Source organism: Streptococcus sp. S5 (assembly GCF_034134805.1).
Taxonomy (GTDB): Bacteria; Bacillota; Bacilli; order Lactobacillales; family Streptococcaceae; genus Streptococcus; species Streptococcus lingualis.
On record NZ_CP139419.1, the window covers coordinates 897336 to 916275 of the forward strand.

Here is an 18940-nt window from a genome sequence, read left to right on the forward strand (position 1 = left end):
GATGGAGGGGAATAAAGAGAATAGAGAAAAGGACGAATGAGACTCTATATCAAAGGCGATTATACAAAAAGAGTACCTTATGGCTATTTGGAACTAGCTGGTAAAATGTGGTTTCCAGAAGATGAGCAAATTTCTTACTCAAATGCTGGGGACAATGATGCATTGCAAGACGATTTTTCCTTAAATTTATCCCTGAGGAAAGGCACTGCCGATAAGAGATGGTCTAATATCCCCCTAAAGGAAGGAGTACGAAGACTCTTTTCACATCTTGACGAATGTATTGACCTAGAGTTTGAAGATGCATTCGCTACAGACTTCAATGAAAAAGGGAACTATCTCCGCATTTTAACCAAGCATCTGGAAGTTTTAACAGTTGATAAACGAGCCATGTACATTATGGCGCTTGAGATTGCAAAGGTGATTGATGGGCAAATTAGCGAGGATAATAAGAAGACATGGCTAACAGTCGAGGAGTTTAGGAAAAAGCGCGAGGTTATTCTATCTCTAACTTTTGAAGAAGCAAATGAACTAAGTTTGACTGAAATTCAAACGATGGATGTGGTAGACGACCCTCTTTGGGAGGAAGAAGCCAATCGTCGAAAAGAATATATACTAGCACATGGAGGCGATATCTCAGATTTATGAGACTATACATCAAAAGTGATTTTAAGAAAAAAATAACCTTTACGACAAGAGAACTTGTTTGGAAGATGTGGTTTAAAGAACGAAATGGCAAGAAAATAAGTTACTCCAACGTTGGTGATGATGAGATGCTGCAAGATGATTTTTATTTCGGAGCAGAGTTGCGCAAATGGGCTTCAGTTGACGAAAGATGGGATAAGGCTCCTTTTATAATTCCGAGCAATCCTTGGTTGTCCTTGCAATATGAAGATATTGAACTTGAATTTGAACATGCTTTTATTTCCGATGACCGCGAAAAGGGGGAGTTTCTTCGAATTGCCTCAACTCATGTAGATATTTTGACGGTTGACAAACGTGCTTTATACATTATGGCAACTGAAGTAGCATCTGCCATTGATGGTCAAATTAGCGAAGACGGCAAGCAAAGTTGGCTAAGTGTAGAAGAATTTAAGGAATATCACAAGGATGTTCTTTCACTGACTTATGATGAAGCTGTTGAAGTCAGTTTGGAAGAATTAAAGACAATGGTACCGGTAAGAGATCCTCTATGGGAAGAGGAGGAGCGGCTTCGAGAAGAATACATCAAAATCCATGGCGAACGTGTTTATGACGACGAGGAAGACGAATGAGACTCTATATCAAAAGTGATTTTAAGAAAAAAATAACCTTTACGACAAGAGAGTTGCTCTGGAAAATGTGGTTTAAGGAATGGCAGGGTCATCCTATTACATACTCAAACGTTGGTGATGATGAGATGTTGCAAGACGATTTTTACTTTGTAGTAAGCTTTGATAAATGGCGTTTTTGTGACTCAAGATGGGATAGTATCCCCTCTTATGATTTAAACAATCCGTGGAATTCCTATAAATATGAAAATATATCCCTTGAATTTGAAAAAACTTTCATTACAGAGTGGAGAGAACGTGGGGATTATTTACGTATCGCAACTTCTCATACAGATGTTTTAACAGTTGATAAACGTGCGATGTATATTATGGCAGTCGAGGTTGCTGGTGCAATTGATGGAAAAATTAGTTCGGACGGCAAACAGACTTGGATAGATGTAGAGACTTTTAAGGAGTTGCACAAGGATATATTATCCCTAACCTACGATCAAGCAACTGAAATCAGTGTGGAGGAACTGAAAAGTTTGAAACCTGTAGAAGATCCTTTGTGGGATGAAGAAGAACGACTTCGTGAGGAATACATCAAAATCCATGGTGAACGTGTTTATGACGACGAGGAAGAAGATTGAGAATTTATATCAAAGGTGATTATAATAGAAAAGTGCCTTTTGGATACAGAGAACTTGCATGGAAAATGTGGTTCAAGGAACGGAAAGGTCAAAAAATAAGTTTCTCACATGTCGGAGATGATGAGATGCTACAAGATGACTTCTATCTATCTTTACGGTTAGATAAGTGGGGAGCAAGTGGCTCTCGTTGGAAAGAGGTCAAGGTTAAAGGTGGCAGTGCAATTAATTCCCAAATATATGAAAATATTGATTTGGATTATGCAGGAAGTTATGAAAGTGACGGTAGAGAAAAGGGAAAATATCTAAGAATCGCTTCGAATTATCTAGATGTATTAACAGTTGATAAACGAGCTTTGTATATAATGGCACTCGAAATTGCGACTGCGATTGATGGGAAAATTAGTGAAGATGATAAGAAAACATGGCTAACAGTCGAGGAATTCAAGGAAAAGCACCAAGATATCTTATCTCTAACTTTTGATGAAGCGAATGAAATGAGTCTGGAGGAAATTCAGACGATTGATGCTATTGATGATCCCATCTGGGAAGAATTAGATCGAAAACGTGAGGAATACATCAAAATCCATGGCGAACGTGTTTATGACGATGAGGAAGAAGATTGAGAATTTATATTAAAGGTGACTATACAAAAGAAATCCCGTTTGATTACTTAAAACTAGCAAAGAGAATGTGGTTTGGGGAAAAAGATGGAATAGAACCTGACTTGTCGTATGCAGGGTATCTAGATTTACCAATCGAGAAACTTTCTATCCACTTAAAATTAAATAAGTGGATGCATGATAATAGATGGAGTAATGTTCAGATTAAGGAAGGGATAAAATATGATTTTTTATCCCATAAATATGAAGATATAGAGCTAGACTACGAAGATGCTATGATGTCGGACTTTCGTGAGAAAGGTGAATGTTTAAGAATCGCTACTAAGCACCTTGAACTCCTAACCGTTGATAAACGTGCTTTCTATATTATGGCGATAGAAATTGCGACTGCCATTGAGGGTCAAATCAGCGAAGATGACAAAGAGAGCTGGTTAAGTGTGGAGCAATTTAAAAACCGGCATGAAGCTATTCTTTCGATGAGTTATGAACAGGCTAATAAGCTGAGTCTGGAGGAAATTCCATTTATGGATGATGTGAGAGACCCGGTTTGGGCAGAAGATGACCGCAGAAATGAAGAATACATCCGAATCCATGGAGAAGTGGAGTTGGATGACGAGGACGACGAGTGAAACTGTATCTTAAAGGTAACTACGAAACTAACATCTATCAAGCCTGTATGGAATATCCTTGGAAAATGTGGTTCAAGGAACGTAAGGGAGTGCAGGTTGAGTTTTCTTATGCACGTGATGATGACTTCTATTTTAGTGTTAGTTTGGATAAATTTTCTTCAAATGATGAGCGTTGGGGTATGGCTGATTTTAGAGTAGGCAACGATCCTTGGGCGACTTTTAAGCGTGAAAATATAAATTTAAATTTTGAAGATTCCTATGAAAGCGATGGACGAGAAAAAGGAGACTATCTACGAATCATCACGACTCATAAGGATATTCTAACTGTTGATAAGCGAGCTCTCTATATCCTGGCGATTGAAGTGGCAACTGCAATTGACGGTCACATCAGCGAAGATGACAAGGAAACATGGCTGAGTATTGAAGAATTTAAAACAAAACATGCAGATTTGTTGCATTTGACCTACAATGAAGCGGTTGACATTAGCTTGAAAGAGATAGAAGTAATGAAAGCTGTTGATGAGCCACTCTGGGAAGAATTGGATCGAAAGCGTGAAGAGTATATCCGAATTCATGGAGAAGTGGAGTTGGATGACGAGGAAGAATAAGAAATTCCACTTCAACCAGTAAGCTCTCAGTTACAGCTGAGGGCTTTTTGATTTCACATTGACTTTTGCAAGCCTTTTCACTACAATAGAACTACAGAAAAGGAGGCGGACATGAACTATATTGAGTTTGCTGAAAATGAGCGTCTGTCCACGATTGTCCTTGGGATGATGCGGATCAGTCAGTTGAGTGAAGATGAGGTGGAGGCCTTGGTGGAGGCAGCCTTGTCAATTGGGATCAACACTTTTGATCTGGCGGATATCTATGGCGATGGCCAGTGTGAGCTCCTGCTGGGTAAGGTTCTCAAGCGTCGTACGGATCTTCGGGACCAGATGTGGATCCAGTCCAAGTGTGGGATTCGCAAGGACGGCTTTACCTATTTTGATTTTTCCAAAGATTATATTTTGGATTCCGTCGATGGCATCCTCGAGCGTCTGCAGATCGAGCGCTTGGATAGCCTCCTCCTTCACCGACCGGATGCCCTCATGGAGCCTGAAGAGGTGGCGGAAGCTTTTGATCAGTTGGAGCAAGCGGGCAAGGTCCGTCATTTTGGGGTGTCCAATCAAAATCCTATGATGATGGAATTGCTTAAAACGGCTGTCAAACAACCTCTCAAGGTCAACCAGTTGCAGTTGAGTGCCGCCTTTACACCGAGCTTTGAAGCTGGTTTTCATGTCAACATGGAGGGGCCAAAAGCAGCAGTTCGTGATGGTAGTGTCTTTGAGTATTGTCGCTTAACTGATACGGTGATTCAAGCTTGGTCTGTCCTCCAGCATGGCTATTTCAAGGGGAATTTTGTCGGCAAGGAAGAGTTTGCGGCCCTCAATCACGTGCTCAATGACTTGGCGAAAAAATACCAGGTCACTCCGACAGCCATTGCCCTCGCTTGGGTCCTTCGCTATCCAGGTAAGATGCAGGCCGTCATCGGAACGACCAAGCCCAAGCATGTCCTTGAAGCAGGGAAAGCAGCAACAGTCACTTTGACACGCAAGGAATGGTACCAAATCTACTTGGCGGCGGGAAATGATTTGCCTTAGAATCTTGTTAGTAAACCAGATTCCACTCTTATCGGTGGACTGGTTTTTTGTTTTGTGATTTTCAGATTTTTCTTGACAAGTCTTTCTTTTTTATGGTATTCTTTATGCAACAAGTGTTGCGCAACGAATGTTGCGCGAAAGGAGTCTTATGCCACCAAAGGTTAAATTCAGTAAAGAGGCTATCATTGGGACAGCTTTACAATTGGTGAGAGAAGAGGGAATGGCTAGTTTGACAGCTCGAGCATTAGCGGAGAAACTGGGAGCCACACCGAGAGTCATTTTTGGGCAATTTGCCAATATGGCTGAGTTACAAGCAGAAGTTATTGTTGCTGCGGAGATGGTGGTGGTGGAGTATATTCGCAAGGCCTTAGAAGATGAAAAGCCTTTCCGATCTGTCGGGGTTGCTTATATCCTCTTCGCCTCAAAAGAACCCCAACTCTTTCAATTGCTTTTCCAAAATCCTAGCAAAGAGCCGATTCGTCGCTTTCAAGATTTTCTTCCCATGAAGGATCATAGTTACCAATTGATTCTGGATTCGATTGTCGCAGACTATCCTTTGACTGTAGAGGAGGCTAGTCGCTTGTACCAGCATCTATTTATCTACTCGCACGGGATGGCTTCAATGGTTGCTTCTGGCATTTATCAGTTCGGCATGGAAGAAGTGATTGGATTACTGACAGAGGTTTGTCAATCTCTCATCAAAGAAATGGTAGGAAAGAAATGATTCAACTAAAAAATGTGCACAAAAGCTACGGCCAAACCAAGGTTTTAAAGGGGATTGACTTGCAGATTCAAGACCAGGATGATGTGGTTATCCTCGGTCCTTCTGGATCAGGGAAATCAACTCTCTTAAATGTGCTGTCAGGATTAGAAAAGGTAGACGAGGGGCATATCCTCATTCAAGGACAAGATTTATCGCAACTCACGGATGCTCAATTGACGGCCTTTAGACGGGAGAAGATTGCCTTTATTTTCCAGCAGTATTATCTATTGCCTAATCTAACGGTCAGACAAAATGTAAAAATGGGTGCTGACCTGGCAAACAATCATGATTTTTTGCAGATCATCGAGGATTTGGGGCTTGGCGATAAGCTGGACAAGTATCCGAGTGAATTGTCGGGTGGGGAACAGCAGAGAGTCTCCATTGCTCGGGCCTTGGCCAAAAAGCCAGAGATTCTCTTCTTGGATGAGCCGACGGGTGCCCTCGATGAAGAAACAGGGCGCAAGATTCTCGACTATATCTGGGAACTGAAGGAAAAGCTGGGCTTTACCCTCATCATGGTGACGCACAACCAAAATATTGCGGATATGGCCAGAACCATCATTCGTGTCAATAGTGGCAAGATTACCCAAGTTGTGACCAATGATCAACCTCAGACTGCTTATGAGATTGGATGGTAAGCCATGTTTTCAGTAAAAGATATTCGAAAATTAGTTGTCGTCAGTATCATTGGGGCCTGTGCGGTCTTTGTGGCCAATCTCTTCTTGAATTTTTACCTGGATATCGAGCAGTTGGAGATTTCTAAAACCAATCCCATGATTCAGACCTACTATGATGCCCAGGTATCGCTTTCTTGGATGGTGGCCATGGTCAGTGGGGTCGTCTTGTCCTTGACGTCGATCCTTCTCATGTGTTTTTATATCAAACAATTTGTCGATGACCACAAGGAACAATTAGGGATATTAAAGGCTTTGGGATACAGCAATGGCCAGTTGGCTAAACGATTTTGGGCCTTTGGACTTAGTTTTGGAGCTGGAGCGCTTCTTGGCTATTTCGCTTCTTTTCTTATGATGGGTCATTTTTATGACTTTCGAAATGAGAAGGGGATTCTGCCAGAAATCACCATTCATTTTCACTGGCAGCTCTTGCTTGCTTTGGTAATGCTACCAACGACCTTCTTTATGGTTCTCGCGATTGGTTATGCTAGAAGACAACTCCAAACCCCGGCTCTTCGATTATTGAAAAAGTCCCCAAGTCCTATCAAGGTCAAAAGGAGAAAGAGGGTTCCTAAGAAAGAGAATGGCTTCTTAAAAGAGCTGTCCTCATCACTGATTTGGGGGAGAAAATCGATCTTGTTTTTTGTGGTCTTTGGCTCCATGTGTTTTGCGGCCATGGTTCAATTGTCCTTTGGCCTCAGGGATTACACAGATGATATCATCCAAACCATGATGATCATGATTGGCTTAATCCTCTCTTTCTCGATTCTCTTTTTGTCATTGGGGATTGTGGTCTCAGAAAGCCGCGAAACCTTGGCTCTTATGAAGGCTTTTGGCTACACCGATCGTGAATGCCAAAGTCATATTCTCGCTCCCTATCGTTTCTGGGCTTATCTAGGATTTGTTCTTGGGACGGTTTACCAATACGGTATCATGGAGATTTTGATCGGTGTGATCAAAGATACGGTTCCTGAAAAGATTGAGCATCACTTTGATGGGAATGTGTGCTTTTGGACCTTGCTTGGTTTTGCGGTGGTTTATGAAAGCCTCTTTTATCTATCCAACAGAAAACTCCAAAAACAAACCATCAAAGAAGTGCTCTTAGCAGAATAAATAGAAAAGAGAGTGGGACAGAAATCGGTCATTCGTTAGAATTCGATTTCGTCGTCCCACCTCCGCACAGTTGAGTAGGGCTGTAAAAGCTGATGAAATCAGCGTAGTAGAGCCCACTCAACCACTGCGTCTTGCTCGACAATCCAAAGATAATTGAGAGGCTGGGACTTTTGTCCCAGCCTCTTTTGTACTGGATAAACAGAAAAACGGATGCTGTCTAAAAATCTTGCATTTTTTTGCAATTTAGGTTACAATGAAGACTATAAAAAATGCGTAATCCCTAGGGTCTTTCCCTCAGGGAATTTTGTGTGTTTTGACCTATTTTCGATGGAAAGAAGCTTTGCTTCTACCGCAGGAAAAAGTATGAATAACATTGGAGGTAATAATGATTCGATCCTTAATTTCCGAGATCAAAGAATTTAAGAAGCCCTCGATTTTGGCTTCCTTGTTCATGGTCTTTGAAGTCATGTTTGAGATTTCGATTCCCTTTATCATGGCGAGTCTTTTGGACCAGGGTGTTCAACAAAGAAACATGAACAATATTTTGTTTTACGGTGGGCTCATGCTGGTCTGTGCCTTTTGCTCCCTCTTTTGTGGGATGCAGTCTGCCCGTTATGGCGCCTATGCATCGGCTGGTTTTGCTAAAAACCTTCGTCGGGCCATTTTCAAAAAGGTTCAAACCTTCTCATTTGAGAATATTGATCAGTTCTCATCAGGTGGGTTAGTCACTCGGATGATGACGGACGTGACCAATGTGCAAAATGCCTATCAAATGGTGATCCGGATCTGTGTACGGGCACCGCTCAATTTGATCTTTGCCATTGTGGCTTGTTTCTTGATCAATCCGGAAATGGCCATGATCTTTGTCTATGTGACCATCTTTTTGGCAGCTGTCTTAAGCATCATCATGAAGATTGTGTATCCGCTCTTCACAGAAGTATTTGAAGCTTATGACAATCTCAACAACAGCATTCAAGAAAACATCACCAATATGCGAGTGGTGAAGTCCTACGTTAAGGAAGCAGATGAAACCGTTAAATTCAAAAAAGCTTCACGCCGGATTTATAACATGTTTATGAAGGCTATCCGTGTCGTTGTCTTGAGTAGCCCAGCTATGATGCTTTCCATGTATGCTTCTTTCCTTTTGATCTCTTGGATTGGGGCACATCTGATCGTTGGTGGCCAACTCTCTACTGGGAATTTGACCTCTATGTTTAGCTACACCATGACCATTCTCATGTCGCTCATGATGTTTATGATGATCTTTGTCATGTTGTCGATTTCCATGGCCTCGGTCGAGCGGATCAATGAAGTCTTGACGACCAAAGCGACCATTGTCTCTCCGGAAAATGGGATCAAAGAAGTTGCCGATGGATCGATCAACTTTGAGGATGTGACTTTTGCCTATACTGATGAAAATGGCGACAAGACCCATGTCTTGCAAGGCATTAATCTTTCCATTCGTTCAGGGGAAGTCGTTGGCATCTTGGGAGGAACAGGATCAGGGAAATCGAGCCTAGTACAGTTGATTCCTCGTCTCTATGATGTCGAGTCTGGTCAAGTGACAGTAGCAGGTCACGATGTGAAAGAATACGACCTTGATTCCCTTCGTAAGCAAGTGGCGATGGTTCTTCAAACCAATGTCCTTTTCTCTGGTACTATTAAAGAGAATATGCGCTGGGGTAAGAAAGATGCGACGGATGAAGAGATCATCGCAGCTTGTAAGATTGCCCAAGCCGATGAATTTATTCAAGATTTCAAAGAGGGTTATGATACCATGATTGAGCGTGGGGGATCCAACGTCTCTGGTGGTCAACGCCAACGTCTCTGTATTGCGCGTGCCCTTCTTATGAATCCGAAGATCTTGATCTTGGATGATTCGACTTCGGCGGTTGATACCAAGACCGATAGTTTGATTCGTCAAGGGTTGGCCACTAGCTTAAAAGAGACCACTAAAATCATCATTGGTCAACGGATTTCCTCTATTCAAGATGCGGATCGCATCATCGTGATGAATGATGGTCAGATTGATGCCATCGGTCGTCACGAGGAATTGCTTGCGACCAATGCCATCTACCAAGAAGTATATGAAATGCAAACACAAGGGAAAGGAGAAGCAGATGAAAACTAAGAAAAAAGCAAATCTAGGCTCAATCCTTCGCCTGCTCGACTTCCTTTGGAAAAACTACAAGTTGTCCTTGATTATCTCCTCTATCTTGATCGTTCTATCGTCTCTTGCGACGGTCAATGTGACAGCTTCGATTCAGTCTTTGGTCGACGTCTATGTGGAGCCTATGCTTTCGTCCAACAGCCATGACTTTGGACCGCTCTTGTCCTTCTTGACACAGGTTGGTTTGATCTGTTTGATCGGGGTACTTGCCAACTATGGCTTTACCTTGATTATGGCGACGGTCTCTCAAGACTCGCTTAGAAGTCTTCGAAATCAGTTGTTTGCCCGTATGCAAAAACTGCCAGTTCGTTACTTTGATACCCATCAACACGGGGACATCATGTCCATCTATACCAATGATATTGATGCCCTTCGCCAAGCGATTGAACAATCTATTCCTCAACTCTTATCCTCAGCGATTACCATCCTTGGGGTAACGATTACCATGCTGACCGTTAGTCCGCTGCTGTTCTTGATTGTCCTCGTCATGGTCTTTATCATGACGATGGTTATCAAGAATGTCTCTAGCAAGTCAGGTCGTTACTTTGGGGCCCAACAAAAGAACTTGGGGATTGAAAACGGCTTTATTGAAGAAATGATGTCTGGTCAAAAGGTAGTCAAGGCCTTTGTGCATGAAACTGAAAGCATTGAGGATTTTGACCGTATCAATGACCAACTTTTTGAATCCTCTTACCAAGCCAATCGCTACGCCAATGTCCTCATGCCAATTCTTGGGAACTTGGGAAATGTTTCCTTTGTTCTGACAGCCTTGATCGGTGGACTCTTTGCGCTAAACGGCATCGGTGGTTTAACCATTGGTGGTCTCATGGCCTTCTTGCAATTGAACCGTTCCTTCACAGGTCCCATTGCTCAGGTTTCTCAACAATTGAACTTTGTCCTGATGGCTTTGGCTGGTGGAGATCGTGTCTTTGATCTCTTGGATGAAGAAGAAGAGGTCGACCTTGGAAAAGTGACGCTGGTCAATTATGAACTGGTCGATGGAGAAATGGTTGAAACTGATCAGAAAACCAACAAGTGGGCTTGGAAACACCCTCGTCCAAATGGAGATTACCAGCTTGTCAAGATGGTCGGAAATGTGGTCTTTGATAATGTTGATTTCTCTTATGATGGGAAGAAACAAATTCTTCATGGTATCAATCTCTATGCGGATAAGGGTCAAAAAGTGGCCTTTGTCGGAGCGACTGGTGCAGGGAAGACAACCATCACCAACTTGATTAACCGATTCTATGATATCCAATCCGGAATGATTACTTATGATGGGATCGATATCAAATTGATCGAGAAAGATTCTCTTCGTCGTTCTCTCGGAATCGTTCTTCAAGATACCCACTTATTCACTGGTACGATTGCGGAAAACATCGCTTATGGCCGTGCCGATGCAACGCGGGAGGAGATCCTTGAGGCAGCTCGGATTGCCAATGTGGATTCCTTTGTTAAGCATTTGGATCAGGGCTATGAAACGGTCTTGACGGATGATGGAGCTGGCCTTTCAAATGGTCAACGACAATTGATCGCCATTGCCCGTGCAGCCCTTGCCAATGCGCCAGTCTTGATCCTGGACGAAGCGACGTCTTCGATTGACTCACGGACAGAGAAGATGGTGCAAGAAGGGATGGATCGCCTGATGGAAGGTCGGACTGTCTTTGTTATCGCCCATCGTCTATCGACGATTGTCAATTCCGATGTCATCATGGTGATGGACCACGGACGTATCATCGAGCGAGGCAACCATACTTCCTTGATGGCAGAACGTGGCACCTATTACCGCTTGTACACCGGTGGACTTGAAATTGATTAAAGAAAAAAAGCTTGAGCGTTGGCTCAGGCTTTTTTTGCTTATTTCTCAAGTAATTCTTGGATCAAGTCTTCCATGGCAGCTGGTTCTGTTTTTGAGGAGAAGCGTTGGGCGACGTGGCCTTGTCGGTCGATGACAAATTTTGCGAAGTTCCATTCGATGCGTTTGCCCAGTGGCCCAGCTGCTTGGCTTTTGAGCCAGTCATAAAGAGGAAGGGCTTCTTTACCATTGACCTTGGCTTTAGCGAATCGTGGGAAGGTGGTCTGGTAGTTGAGGCTACAGAAGCTATTGATTTCTTCTGCAGTTCCCGGTGCCTGCCCCATGAATTGGTTACAGGGAATGTCTAGGATTTCCAGCCCCTTTTCCTGGTAGCGCAGGTAGAGATCTTGCAGTCCTTGGTATTGCGGGGTCAAGCCACAGCCTGTTGCTGTATTGACCACGATGAGGACCTTACCTTGGTAGTGAGAAAGTGGAATCTCTTCCCCATTCTGGTTTTCTAAAGAAAAATCATAAATGCTGTTCATAGGTGGTATCCTTTCTGTCTCTTCAGCTTTTATTGTAGCACAAATCTCCTAATATTGGGCCAAGAGGAGCATGACTTCTTGCTTTAGTCCCTCCTGTGAAAATGATATAATAAGAAGATAACAAGCTCTCAAGAAAATGTCAAAAGGAGAACGGATCGGATGAAATTACTCTATACGGATGTTCGGACCCCCTTGACCCAGGTCCTGACACAAGAAGCCGTAGGGTTAGTAGAAGATGGCAAGCGTGTGTTTTACATTGCGCCCAACTCTCTTTCCTTTGAAAAAGAAGCCAAGGTCTTATCCTATTTAGAAGGTCAGGCTTCTTTTGCCATTACCGTCACGCGCTTTGCGCAAATGGCCCGTTATTTCATCCTGAATCAGGTTTTTGAGGAGCAACCTTTAGATGACATCGGTCTAGGCATGCTATTTTTTAAAGCTCTTTCCAAGATGAAGGAGCAGGATCTTAAAGTTTACGGGGCCCTGCGTAAGGATCCACAGTTTATCCAGCAACTGGTCCAGCTCTGTCATGAATTGCAGACGGCCCAGATGGATTTTACAGATTTGGAGTTGCTCGAGGAAGCTGAAAAAAGAGAGGACCTCTTGGCGATTTTTGAAGCGGTCTCTGAGATGCTGGTCCAGCACCAGTATGAATCCCAGTCCAAGATGGCCTTTTTCCTCAATCAGGTCGAAGAAGGGCAGCTGGAAGAGCAATTACAGGATGTGGCGATCGTCGTCGATGGCTTCACGCGTTTTTCTGCAGAAGAAGAGGCTTTGATTAATCTCCTTCACCGAAAAGGAGTGGAGATTGTCATCGGGGTCTATGCCAGTGAAAAAGCCTATCGGGCAAGTTTTAGAGAGGGCAATCTTTACCAGGCCAGTGTTGACTTTCTCCTCCAGCTGGCAAAGACTTTTGAGGTACAGCATCAGTATTGTGGGCAAGCGATCGAAGACTCTTTTAGTCGCATTACCCGCATGCTAGAAGCGCGCTACGATTTTTCACAAGTGGAAAATGAGCTGGAGGACCAAGATCGAACAGCTATCCAACTCTGGCAGACCAATACGCAAAAAGAAGAGTTGGAATTTGTTGCCAAATCCATCCGTCAGCGTCTTCATGATGGGGCCCGCTATCGGGATATTCGGGTCTTGTTAGGCGATGTGGAAGCTTATCAACTGCAACTCAAGACCATTTTTGATCAGTATCAGATTCCCTTTTACTTGGGACGAAGTGAGGCCATGGTCCACCATCCCTTGATTCAGGTCATTGAATCGCTAGGGCGGATCAAGCAGTTCAATTATCAGACAGAAGACGTCATCAATCTGTTGAAAACGGGTCTGTATAGTGATCTGACGCAAGCAGAAGTCGATGCTTTTGAGCAGTACCTTCGCTTTGCGGAAGTAAAGGGTGCTACAAAATTTCACAAGCCTTTTACCAGCAATCGTCGGAGCAAGTTTAATTTGGAAGAGCTCAATACTCTCCGAGAACGCGTCGTAGAACCTCTAGTCCCTTTCTTTTCACAGCGCAAACAAAAGGTGACCCATCTCTTAACCGCCTTTACAGAGTTTCTGCAAGAGGCTCAACTTTCTCAGAATCTACAAGCTTTGATCAAGGATCTAGCCTTGGAGGAGCAGGAGCGCTATGACCAGGTCTGGAAGGCCTTCCTCCATGTCTTAGAAGAGTTGAATGTGGTCTTTGAGGACCAAGAGCTGACAGTGGATGACTTTCTAGCTCTCCTCTTATCGGGGATGCAATTGTCTCAATACCGGACAGTTCCTGCTACTGTTGATGTGGTGACCGTTCAGTCCTATGACTTGATTGAACCCTTGACAGCGCCTTATGTCTACGCGATCGGGCTGACCCAGGAGCGTTTTCCAAAAATTGCTCAGAACACCTCTCTGCTCAGTGAAGAAGAGCGCCAGCAACTGAATGAGGCCACCCAAGAAGGAGCAGAGCTCCAGGTGGTGACCAGCGAAAATCTCAAGAAAAATCGCTTTGTGGCAGTTTCGCTTCTCAATGCGGCGACCAACCAACTGGTCCTATCGGCCCCTAGCTTGGTCAACGAAATGGAAGATAGTGTCTCTCCTTACCTTGTCGAATTGGCCAAGGAGCCCATTGCTATCGAGTGGACAACCAAACAAGCCCAAGCTTCGAGTGATGACATCGGGACCTACCGAGCCCTCTTAGCGCGCGTGATCGAACTCCACCAAGAGGAGATCACGAGTGAGCTGTCTCCTGAAGAAGCCAGCTTTTGGGGTGTGGCGGTACGGGTCTTGCGCAAGAAATTAGCCGCTGAAGGCATCCAGATTCCTCAGATTTCAACAGAATTAAAGAGCCGTCAGCTTCAGTCGGATACGCTTCAAGCGCTCTATCCAGAGGGCAAAGCCTTGACCTTATCCGCTTCTGCCTTGAATGAATACTACAAGCACCAGTATGCCTTTTATCTGCGCTATGTCTTGGGCTTACAAGAGGATGAAACCATCCGGCCAGATGCCCGCAGTCATGGGAATTTCTTGCACCGGATCTTTGAAAAAGTCTTAAAAGATAGCTCCGATCAAGCGTTTGATCGGCGTTTAAACGAGGCGATTCGAGAAACCAGCCAAGAAGCAGAGTTCCAGCAATTGTATGGAGAAAATGGAGAGACCGAGTTTATTCGCAACTTGCTTCTTGATACCGCGAAAACAACAGGGCGTGTCCTCGCCCAGCAAAATGGTATCGAGACCATCGGTGAGGAGACCCTCTTTGGTGGAAGTACCCACACCTCTTATCCATTGTCCGATGGCCGTCTCCTGCAGCTACGAGGCAAGGTGGATCGCATTGATCAATTGAGGGATCGGGGAGCCCTCGGAGTCGTGGACTACAAGTCCAGTCTGACGCAGTTCCACTATGACAAGTTCTTTAATGGCCTGAATTCTCAATTGCCGACCTATCTTTCTGCGATTCAGGATTTGAAGGAATACCAAGAGGAGCAGGGGATTTTCGGGGCCATGTATTTGGAAATGGGAGATCCTGTAGTGGATCTGAAAAAGAGCAAGACAGTAGAGGATGCCATTAACCAAACCATGAAAAGTCAACAGTACAAGGGACTCTTTATGGCAGATCAGGCGCCTTATCTGGGCGAGGCCTATGATAAAAACAAGGCCATGATGCTGAGTAAGGAAGAACTGGACTTGCTCCTCTTGTACAACGCTTATCTCTATAAAACAGCAGCAGAAGGGATTCTCAAGGGACAATTTGCCATCAATCCCTATAGTGAAAATGGGCGCAATATCGCACCATTCGTGGAGCAGTTTAAATCTATCACAGGATTTGAAGCCGATCGTCACCTAGGTCAGGCACGGTTCTTGACCAAACTAGACCAAAAAGGCATACGCGGTGAAAAAGTGAAAGCCGCTTGGATCGAGAAGATGAAGGAGGTCTTGAACAAATGATCAAACAAGCATTTTTGACAAGAGAAGAAATCAAGGCCCTTCAGGCCCAAGAGGCAGCTTCTACCAAAGAACAAAAGCGGACACCAGAACAGATCGATGCCATCTATAGTTCAGGAACCAATATCTTGGTGTCGGCCTCTGCGGGATCAGGAAAGACCTTTGTCATGGTGCAGCGGATACTGGATCAGATGCAGCGTGGCATTTCGATTAAGGAGCTCTTTATCTCGACCTTTACGGTCAAGGCAGCAGGAGAGCTCAAGGAGCGTTTGGAAAGTGAACTTGGAAAAGCCCTGCAAGCGAGCGATGACCCAGAGCTCAAGAAACACCTGGCCCGTCAAATCGCAGATGTCGCCACCAGCGATATCGGAACCATGGACTCTTTTACCCAAAAGGTCCTAACGCGCTATGGCTATTTGCTTGGGTTGGCGCCTCAGTTTCGCATTTTACAAAATTCTAGTGAGCAGCGCCTCTTACAAAATGAAGTCTTTCAAGCTGTTTTTGACCGCTATTACCAGGGGGAAAATCAAGAGGCCTTTGTCCAGATGGTCAAGAATTTCACGGGACAGCGCAAAAATTTATCCTTGTTTAAAGAACAGATCTACCAGATCTATGACTTTCTTCAGTCGACCAGTGATCCGGAGAAATGGCTGGAAGAGCATTTCCTAAAAGGTTATGAAGAGACCGATTTTGACCAGGTGGAAGCTACTCTGATGGAGAGCATCCAGCAGGCCCTTTATGAGGCAGAGAGCTTTTTTGCCTTTCATTTGTCCAATGAAGGTCAAGCATTTGGCAAGGCCAAATATTTGGAAGCTGTCGAAGAGGTGCTCGATCAGATTGGAAGCCTGACAGGTCGCACCAATAAAGAGCAATTGACCTCTGTCCTAAAGGCGGTCGTGGCGATTAGTCGGGCTTCAAATGGGGGAGCCTTGACCAACAGAGCCCGAAAAGAAGAGTTGAAAGAGTTAGTCACGGCTTATAACCAGGATAAAACCATACATATCAACCGCCTCAGAGACTTGGAAAATCAGCTCTATCAGCTGGAATTTCAACAAGCCTACCACCAAGAAGAAGGCCCCATGCTCTCCTTGCTCCGGGACTTTATCAGAGACTTTTCTCACGCTTATCTGGAACGAAAAATCCAAGAAAAAGCTTATGAATTTGGGGATATCAGTCATTTTGCCATTCAAATTTTAGAGCAATTCCCAGAGGTGAGACAAGCCTATCAAGAGCGCTATCATGAGGTCATGGTCGATGAGTACCAGGATACCAACCACACCCAAGAGCGGATGTTGGATTTGCTGTCAAATGGCCACAATCGCTTTATGGTGGGGGATATCAAGCAATCCATTTACCGCTTCCGTCAGGCAGATCCACAGATTTTCAATGATAAATTTAAAGCCTTCCAAGAAGAAGGGGCGAAAGGGCGGTTGATCCTCCTCAAGGAAAATTTCCGGAGTCATGTGGAGGTATTGGACGCGACCAATGATGTCTTTCGCCATTTGATGGACGAAGAGGTGGGCGAGATTGACTACAATCAAACCCACTATCTAGTTGCAGGAAGCGACAAGCAGCGGATGGCCTTGCCACAACATCGAGCAGAATTTTTGCTTTATGATGGCACCCAAGACCAGGAAGAAAAGAACGAAGACGAGGAAGCTGCTTCTGGACTCGAGACGGTTTCCAAGGGAGAAATTCTCCTTGTCATCAAAGAAATTTTACGCCTTCATCGGGTAGAAAAAGTGCCCTTTAAAGAGATCACTCTCTTGACCGCGACTCGAACTCGAAATGACGCGATTCTGGAAGCCTTTGACCAGTATCGTATCCCGATTGTGGCAGATAGCGGACAGGCGCATTATCTTGAGTCGCTGGAAGTGATGGTCATGTTGGATACCTTGCGGACCATTAACAATCCCTTGCATGATTATGCCTTAGTGGCCCTTATGAAATCCCCCATGTTTGACTTTGATGAAGATGAATTGGCACGGATTTCCTTGCAGACCCTTCCAGAGAAAAAGCAAATGGCCTTCTACCACAAGGTCCAGTTAGCCCTTGAAAAGACTGCAGAGCATGCAAATCTGATTGATGCCAAGCTCCTAGCTAAAATCGAGAACTTCCTCAAAGTGTTATCTACTTGGCGCGCTGCTGCCAAGACCTCTTCGCTCTATGATTTGCTGTGGAAAATCTATGAGGATCGCTATTACTATGACTATGTCGGCGCCCTTCCAAATGGCGCCCAGCGCCAGGCCAACCTCTATGCATTGACGCTTCGGGCCAATGATTATGAAAAAGCCAGCTTTAAGGGCTTGTCGCGCTTCATTGCCATGATTGACAAGGTGATCGAAAATGAACACGATTTGGCCAGCGTCCCTCTTGCGGCGCCAAAAGATGCCGTCCAGCTCATGACCGTCCATAAGAGTAAGGGGCTGGAATTCAAGTATGTCTTTATACTCAATATGGATAAGGCCTTTAACCGTAAGGATCAATCGGGGCCAATCATTCTCAGTCGTCAAAAAGGGATTGGCTTTAAATATGTTGCGAATCTGCCAGTTGAGACAGAAAATCCTGCTGCTCCAGAAACCATTCGCCTGCAGATCGAAACGCCTTGCTACCAACGCAATGTGGAAGAAACAAAATTGGCCACGATTTCGGAGCAGATGCGTCTTCTTTATGTCGCTATGACACGGGCTGAGCTCAAGCTCTATCTGGTCGGAAAAGGCCGTGAAGACAAACTGCGTGATACCGATTGGGGGACTAGTCGCAATGGCAAATTGGATCCGGAAAAACGAAAAGAATGGACCTCTTATCAGGACTGGCTCTTTGCTATTCAAGATGTGTTTACCAAGAATACCCTGGCCTATGACACACGTTTTGTGACAGACGAAGACCTGACACCAGACCAGCTTGAGCCACTAGAGAAGGAGAAGGATTCCCGCTTCGATCAGCTCAAGGATATCCGTCAGTCAGAGGATATTCGTCGGGCCTTGGATATCTTGGAAAATGTTGATCGGCTCAATCAGCTCTATGCTCCGGCTATTCATTTACCAAGTGTCCGTACACCTAGTCAGATCAAGAAATTCTACGAGCCGGTCATGGATGCCAATGGCGTCCAGATCATGGATGCAAAGCTAGTTGCGCCTAAGTTTGAGCTTCCAACTTTTGGGCAAGAAAAAGCTGTGACAGGAGCCCAGGTAGGTAGTGCAGTCCATGAACTCATGCAGCGCGTGCCTCTTGGAGAAGAAATCACGCTGGATACGCTGCATCAAGCCTTGGAGCAAGTTCAAGCAGAGCCAGCGGTCAAGGCCCGCATCAAGCTAGAGGCCATCCTTGCTTTCTATGAGACGCCTTTGGGGACCTTGCTTCAAAAAGAGGCCTCTCGAGTCCGGCGCGAAGCTCCCTTTGCCATGCTGAAGAAAGATCCAGCTAGTGGTGAGGACTTTGTCGTGCGTGGGATCTTGGATGGTTACGTGGTGCTAGAAGACCGGATCTTGCTCTTTGATTATAAGACGGATCACTACAAGGTTCCTAGTCAATTGGTCGAACGCTACCGGGATCAGCTCGATCTCTATGCAGAAGCTCTTCGTCGTTCTTATGGCAAAGAGCAAGTAGAAAAATATCTCGTGCTTCTAGGTGGCCCCCATCTAGAAGTGGTGAAAGTGGAGTAAATC

Annotated in this window: 15 protein-coding genes; 14 read left to right on the forward strand and 1 reads right to left on the reverse strand. The window is 44.7% G+C overall.

All coding sequences use genetic code 11. The features are described 5' to 3' along the window. Positions 1-36: 36 nt before the first annotated feature. The 12 genes from SM123_RS04210 to SM123_RS04265 all read left to right on the forward strand — a co-directional run bounded on the left by SM123_RS04210 (position 37) and on the right by SM123_RS04265 (position 11328). Positions 37-645: a hypothetical protein gene (locus tag SM123_RS04210; protein ID WP_195529127.1), complete on the forward strand. Its 609-nt coding sequence runs from the start codon at positions 37-39 to the stop codon at positions 643-645. Continuing rightward, positions 642-1271, forward strand: coding sequence for a hypothetical protein (locus tag SM123_RS04215; protein WP_070588841.1), 630 nt, complete (start codon positions 642-644; stop codon positions 1269-1271). Before SM123_RS04210 ends, SM123_RS04215 begins: the two co-directional genes overlap by 4 nt. Further along, positions 1268-1897, forward strand: a complete 630-nt coding sequence (locus SM123_RS04220; RefSeq protein ID WP_195529128.1) for a hypothetical protein — start codon at positions 1268-1270, stop codon at positions 1895-1897. Before SM123_RS04215 ends, SM123_RS04220 begins: the two co-directional genes overlap by 4 nt. Further along, on the forward strand, positions 1894-2520 hold the full coding sequence (locus SM123_RS04225) for a hypothetical protein (RefSeq protein ID WP_195529129.1): 627 nt from the start codon (positions 1894-1896) through the stop codon (positions 2518-2520). The genes SM123_RS04220 and SM123_RS04225 overlap by 4 nt, the downstream gene beginning before the upstream one ends. Beyond that, positions 2517-3146, forward strand: a complete 630-nt coding sequence (locus SM123_RS04230; protein ID WP_195529130.1) for a hypothetical protein — start codon at positions 2517-2519, stop codon at positions 3144-3146. The genes SM123_RS04225 and SM123_RS04230 overlap by 4 nt, the downstream gene beginning before the upstream one ends. Further along, positions 3143-3754: a hypothetical protein gene (locus tag SM123_RS04235; RefSeq protein ID WP_195529131.1), complete on the forward strand. Its 612-nt coding sequence runs from the start codon at positions 3143-3145 to the stop codon at positions 3752-3754. Before SM123_RS04230 ends, SM123_RS04235 begins: the two co-directional genes overlap by 4 nt. 111 nt (positions 3755-3865) lie before the next feature. Next, entirely contained in the window at positions 3866-4789 is a 924-nt protein-coding gene (locus SM123_RS04240) for an aldo/keto reductase (RefSeq protein WP_320909914.1), read from the forward strand. Positions 4790-4937: 148 nt separating this feature from the next. Continuing rightward, positions 4938-5513 (forward strand): TetR/AcrR family transcriptional regulator, encoded by a 576-nt coding sequence (locus SM123_RS04245; RefSeq protein ID WP_320909915.1) that lies wholly within the window; start codon positions 4938-4940, stop codon positions 5511-5513. Continuing rightward, positions 5510-6190, forward strand: coding sequence for an ABC transporter ATP-binding protein (locus SM123_RS04250; protein WP_155124756.1), 681 nt, complete (start codon positions 5510-5512; stop codon positions 6188-6190). The genes SM123_RS04245 and SM123_RS04250 overlap by 4 nt, the downstream gene beginning before the upstream one ends. Before the next feature lie 3 nt (positions 6191-6193). Continuing rightward, entirely contained in the window at positions 6194-7339 is a 1146-nt protein-coding gene (locus SM123_RS04255; RefSeq protein WP_223345953.1) for an FtsX-like permease family protein, read from the forward strand. Between the two features lie 385 nt (positions 7340-7724). Continuing rightward, positions 7725-9470, forward strand: coding sequence for an ABC transporter ATP-binding protein (locus SM123_RS04260; RefSeq protein WP_320909916.1), 1746 nt, complete (start codon positions 7725-7727; stop codon positions 9468-9470). After that, positions 9460-11328, forward strand: coding sequence for an ABC transporter ATP-binding protein (locus SM123_RS04265; RefSeq protein ID WP_320909917.1), 1869 nt, complete (start codon positions 9460-9462; stop codon positions 11326-11328). Before SM123_RS04260 ends, SM123_RS04265 begins: the two co-directional genes overlap by 11 nt. A 38-nt stretch (positions 11329-11366) precedes the next feature. Here SM123_RS04265 and SM123_RS04270 read toward each other — a convergent pair whose 3' ends face one another. Further along, on the reverse strand, positions 11367-11849 hold the full coding sequence (locus SM123_RS04270; protein WP_070595029.1) for a glutathione peroxidase: 483 nt from the start codon (positions 11847-11849) through the stop codon (positions 11367-11369). 159 nt (positions 11850-12008) lie between these two features. On the opposite strand from SM123_RS04270, the gene rexB reads away from it, so the two are divergent. Together rexB and addA are read left to right on the forward strand one after the other, a co-directional pair. Then, positions 12009-15275, forward strand: a complete 3267-nt coding sequence (gene rexB, locus SM123_RS04275; RefSeq protein ID WP_320909918.1) for an ATP-dependent nuclease subunit B — start codon at positions 12009-12011, stop codon at positions 15273-15275. Then, positions 15272-18937, forward strand: coding sequence for a helicase-exonuclease AddAB subunit AddA (gene addA / locus SM123_RS04280; protein WP_320909919.1), 3666 nt, complete (start codon positions 15272-15274; stop codon positions 18935-18937). Before rexB ends, addA begins: the two co-directional genes overlap by 4 nt. The last annotated feature ends 3 nt before the right edge of the window (positions 18938-18940 follow it).

What these genes read in the sequence shown, in the direction of transcription:
- addA (WP_320909919.1), top strand. Translation starts at nt 15,272, where the DNA reads ATGATCAAACAAGCATTTTTGACAAGAGAAGAAATCAAGGCCCTTCAG.
- SM123_RS04270 (WP_070595029.1), bottom strand. Translation starts at nt 11,849, where the DNA reads ATGAACAGCATTTATGATTTTTCTTTAGAAAACCAGAATGGGGAAGAG.
- SM123_RS04265 (WP_320909917.1), top strand. Translation starts at nt 9,460, where the DNA reads ATGAAAACTAAGAAAAAAGCAAATCTAGGCTCAATCCTTCGCCTGCTC.
- SM123_RS04260 (WP_320909916.1), top strand. Translation starts at nt 7,725, where the DNA reads ATGATTCGATCCTTAATTTCCGAGATCAAAGAATTTAAGAAGCCCTCG.
- SM123_RS04250 (WP_155124756.1), top strand. Translation starts at nt 5,510, where the DNA reads ATGATTCAACTAAAAAATGTGCACAAAAGCTACGGCCAAACCAAGGTT.
- SM123_RS04215 (WP_070588841.1), top strand. Translation starts at nt 642, where the DNA reads ATGAGACTATACATCAAAAGTGATTTTAAGAAAAAAATAACCTTTACG.
- SM123_RS04255 (WP_223345953.1), top strand. Translation starts at nt 6,194, where the DNA reads ATGTTTTCAGTAAAAGATATTCGAAAATTAGTTGTCGTCAGTATCATT.
- SM123_RS04245 (WP_320909915.1), top strand. Translation starts at nt 4,938, where the DNA reads ATGCCACCAAAGGTTAAATTCAGTAAAGAGGCTATCATTGGGACAGCT.
- SM123_RS04210 (WP_195529127.1), top strand. Translation starts at nt 37, where the DNA reads ATGAGACTCTATATCAAAGGCGATTATACAAAAAGAGTACCTTATGGC.
- rexB (WP_320909918.1), top strand. Translation starts at nt 12,009, where the DNA reads ATGAAATTACTCTATACGGATGTTCGGACCCCCTTGACCCAGGTCCTG.
- SM123_RS04240 (WP_320909914.1), top strand. Translation starts at nt 3,866, where the DNA reads ATGAACTATATTGAGTTTGCTGAAAATGAGCGTCTGTCCACGATTGTC.
- SM123_RS04220 (WP_195529128.1), top strand. Translation starts at nt 1,268, where the DNA reads ATGAGACTCTATATCAAAAGTGATTTTAAGAAAAAAATAACCTTTACG.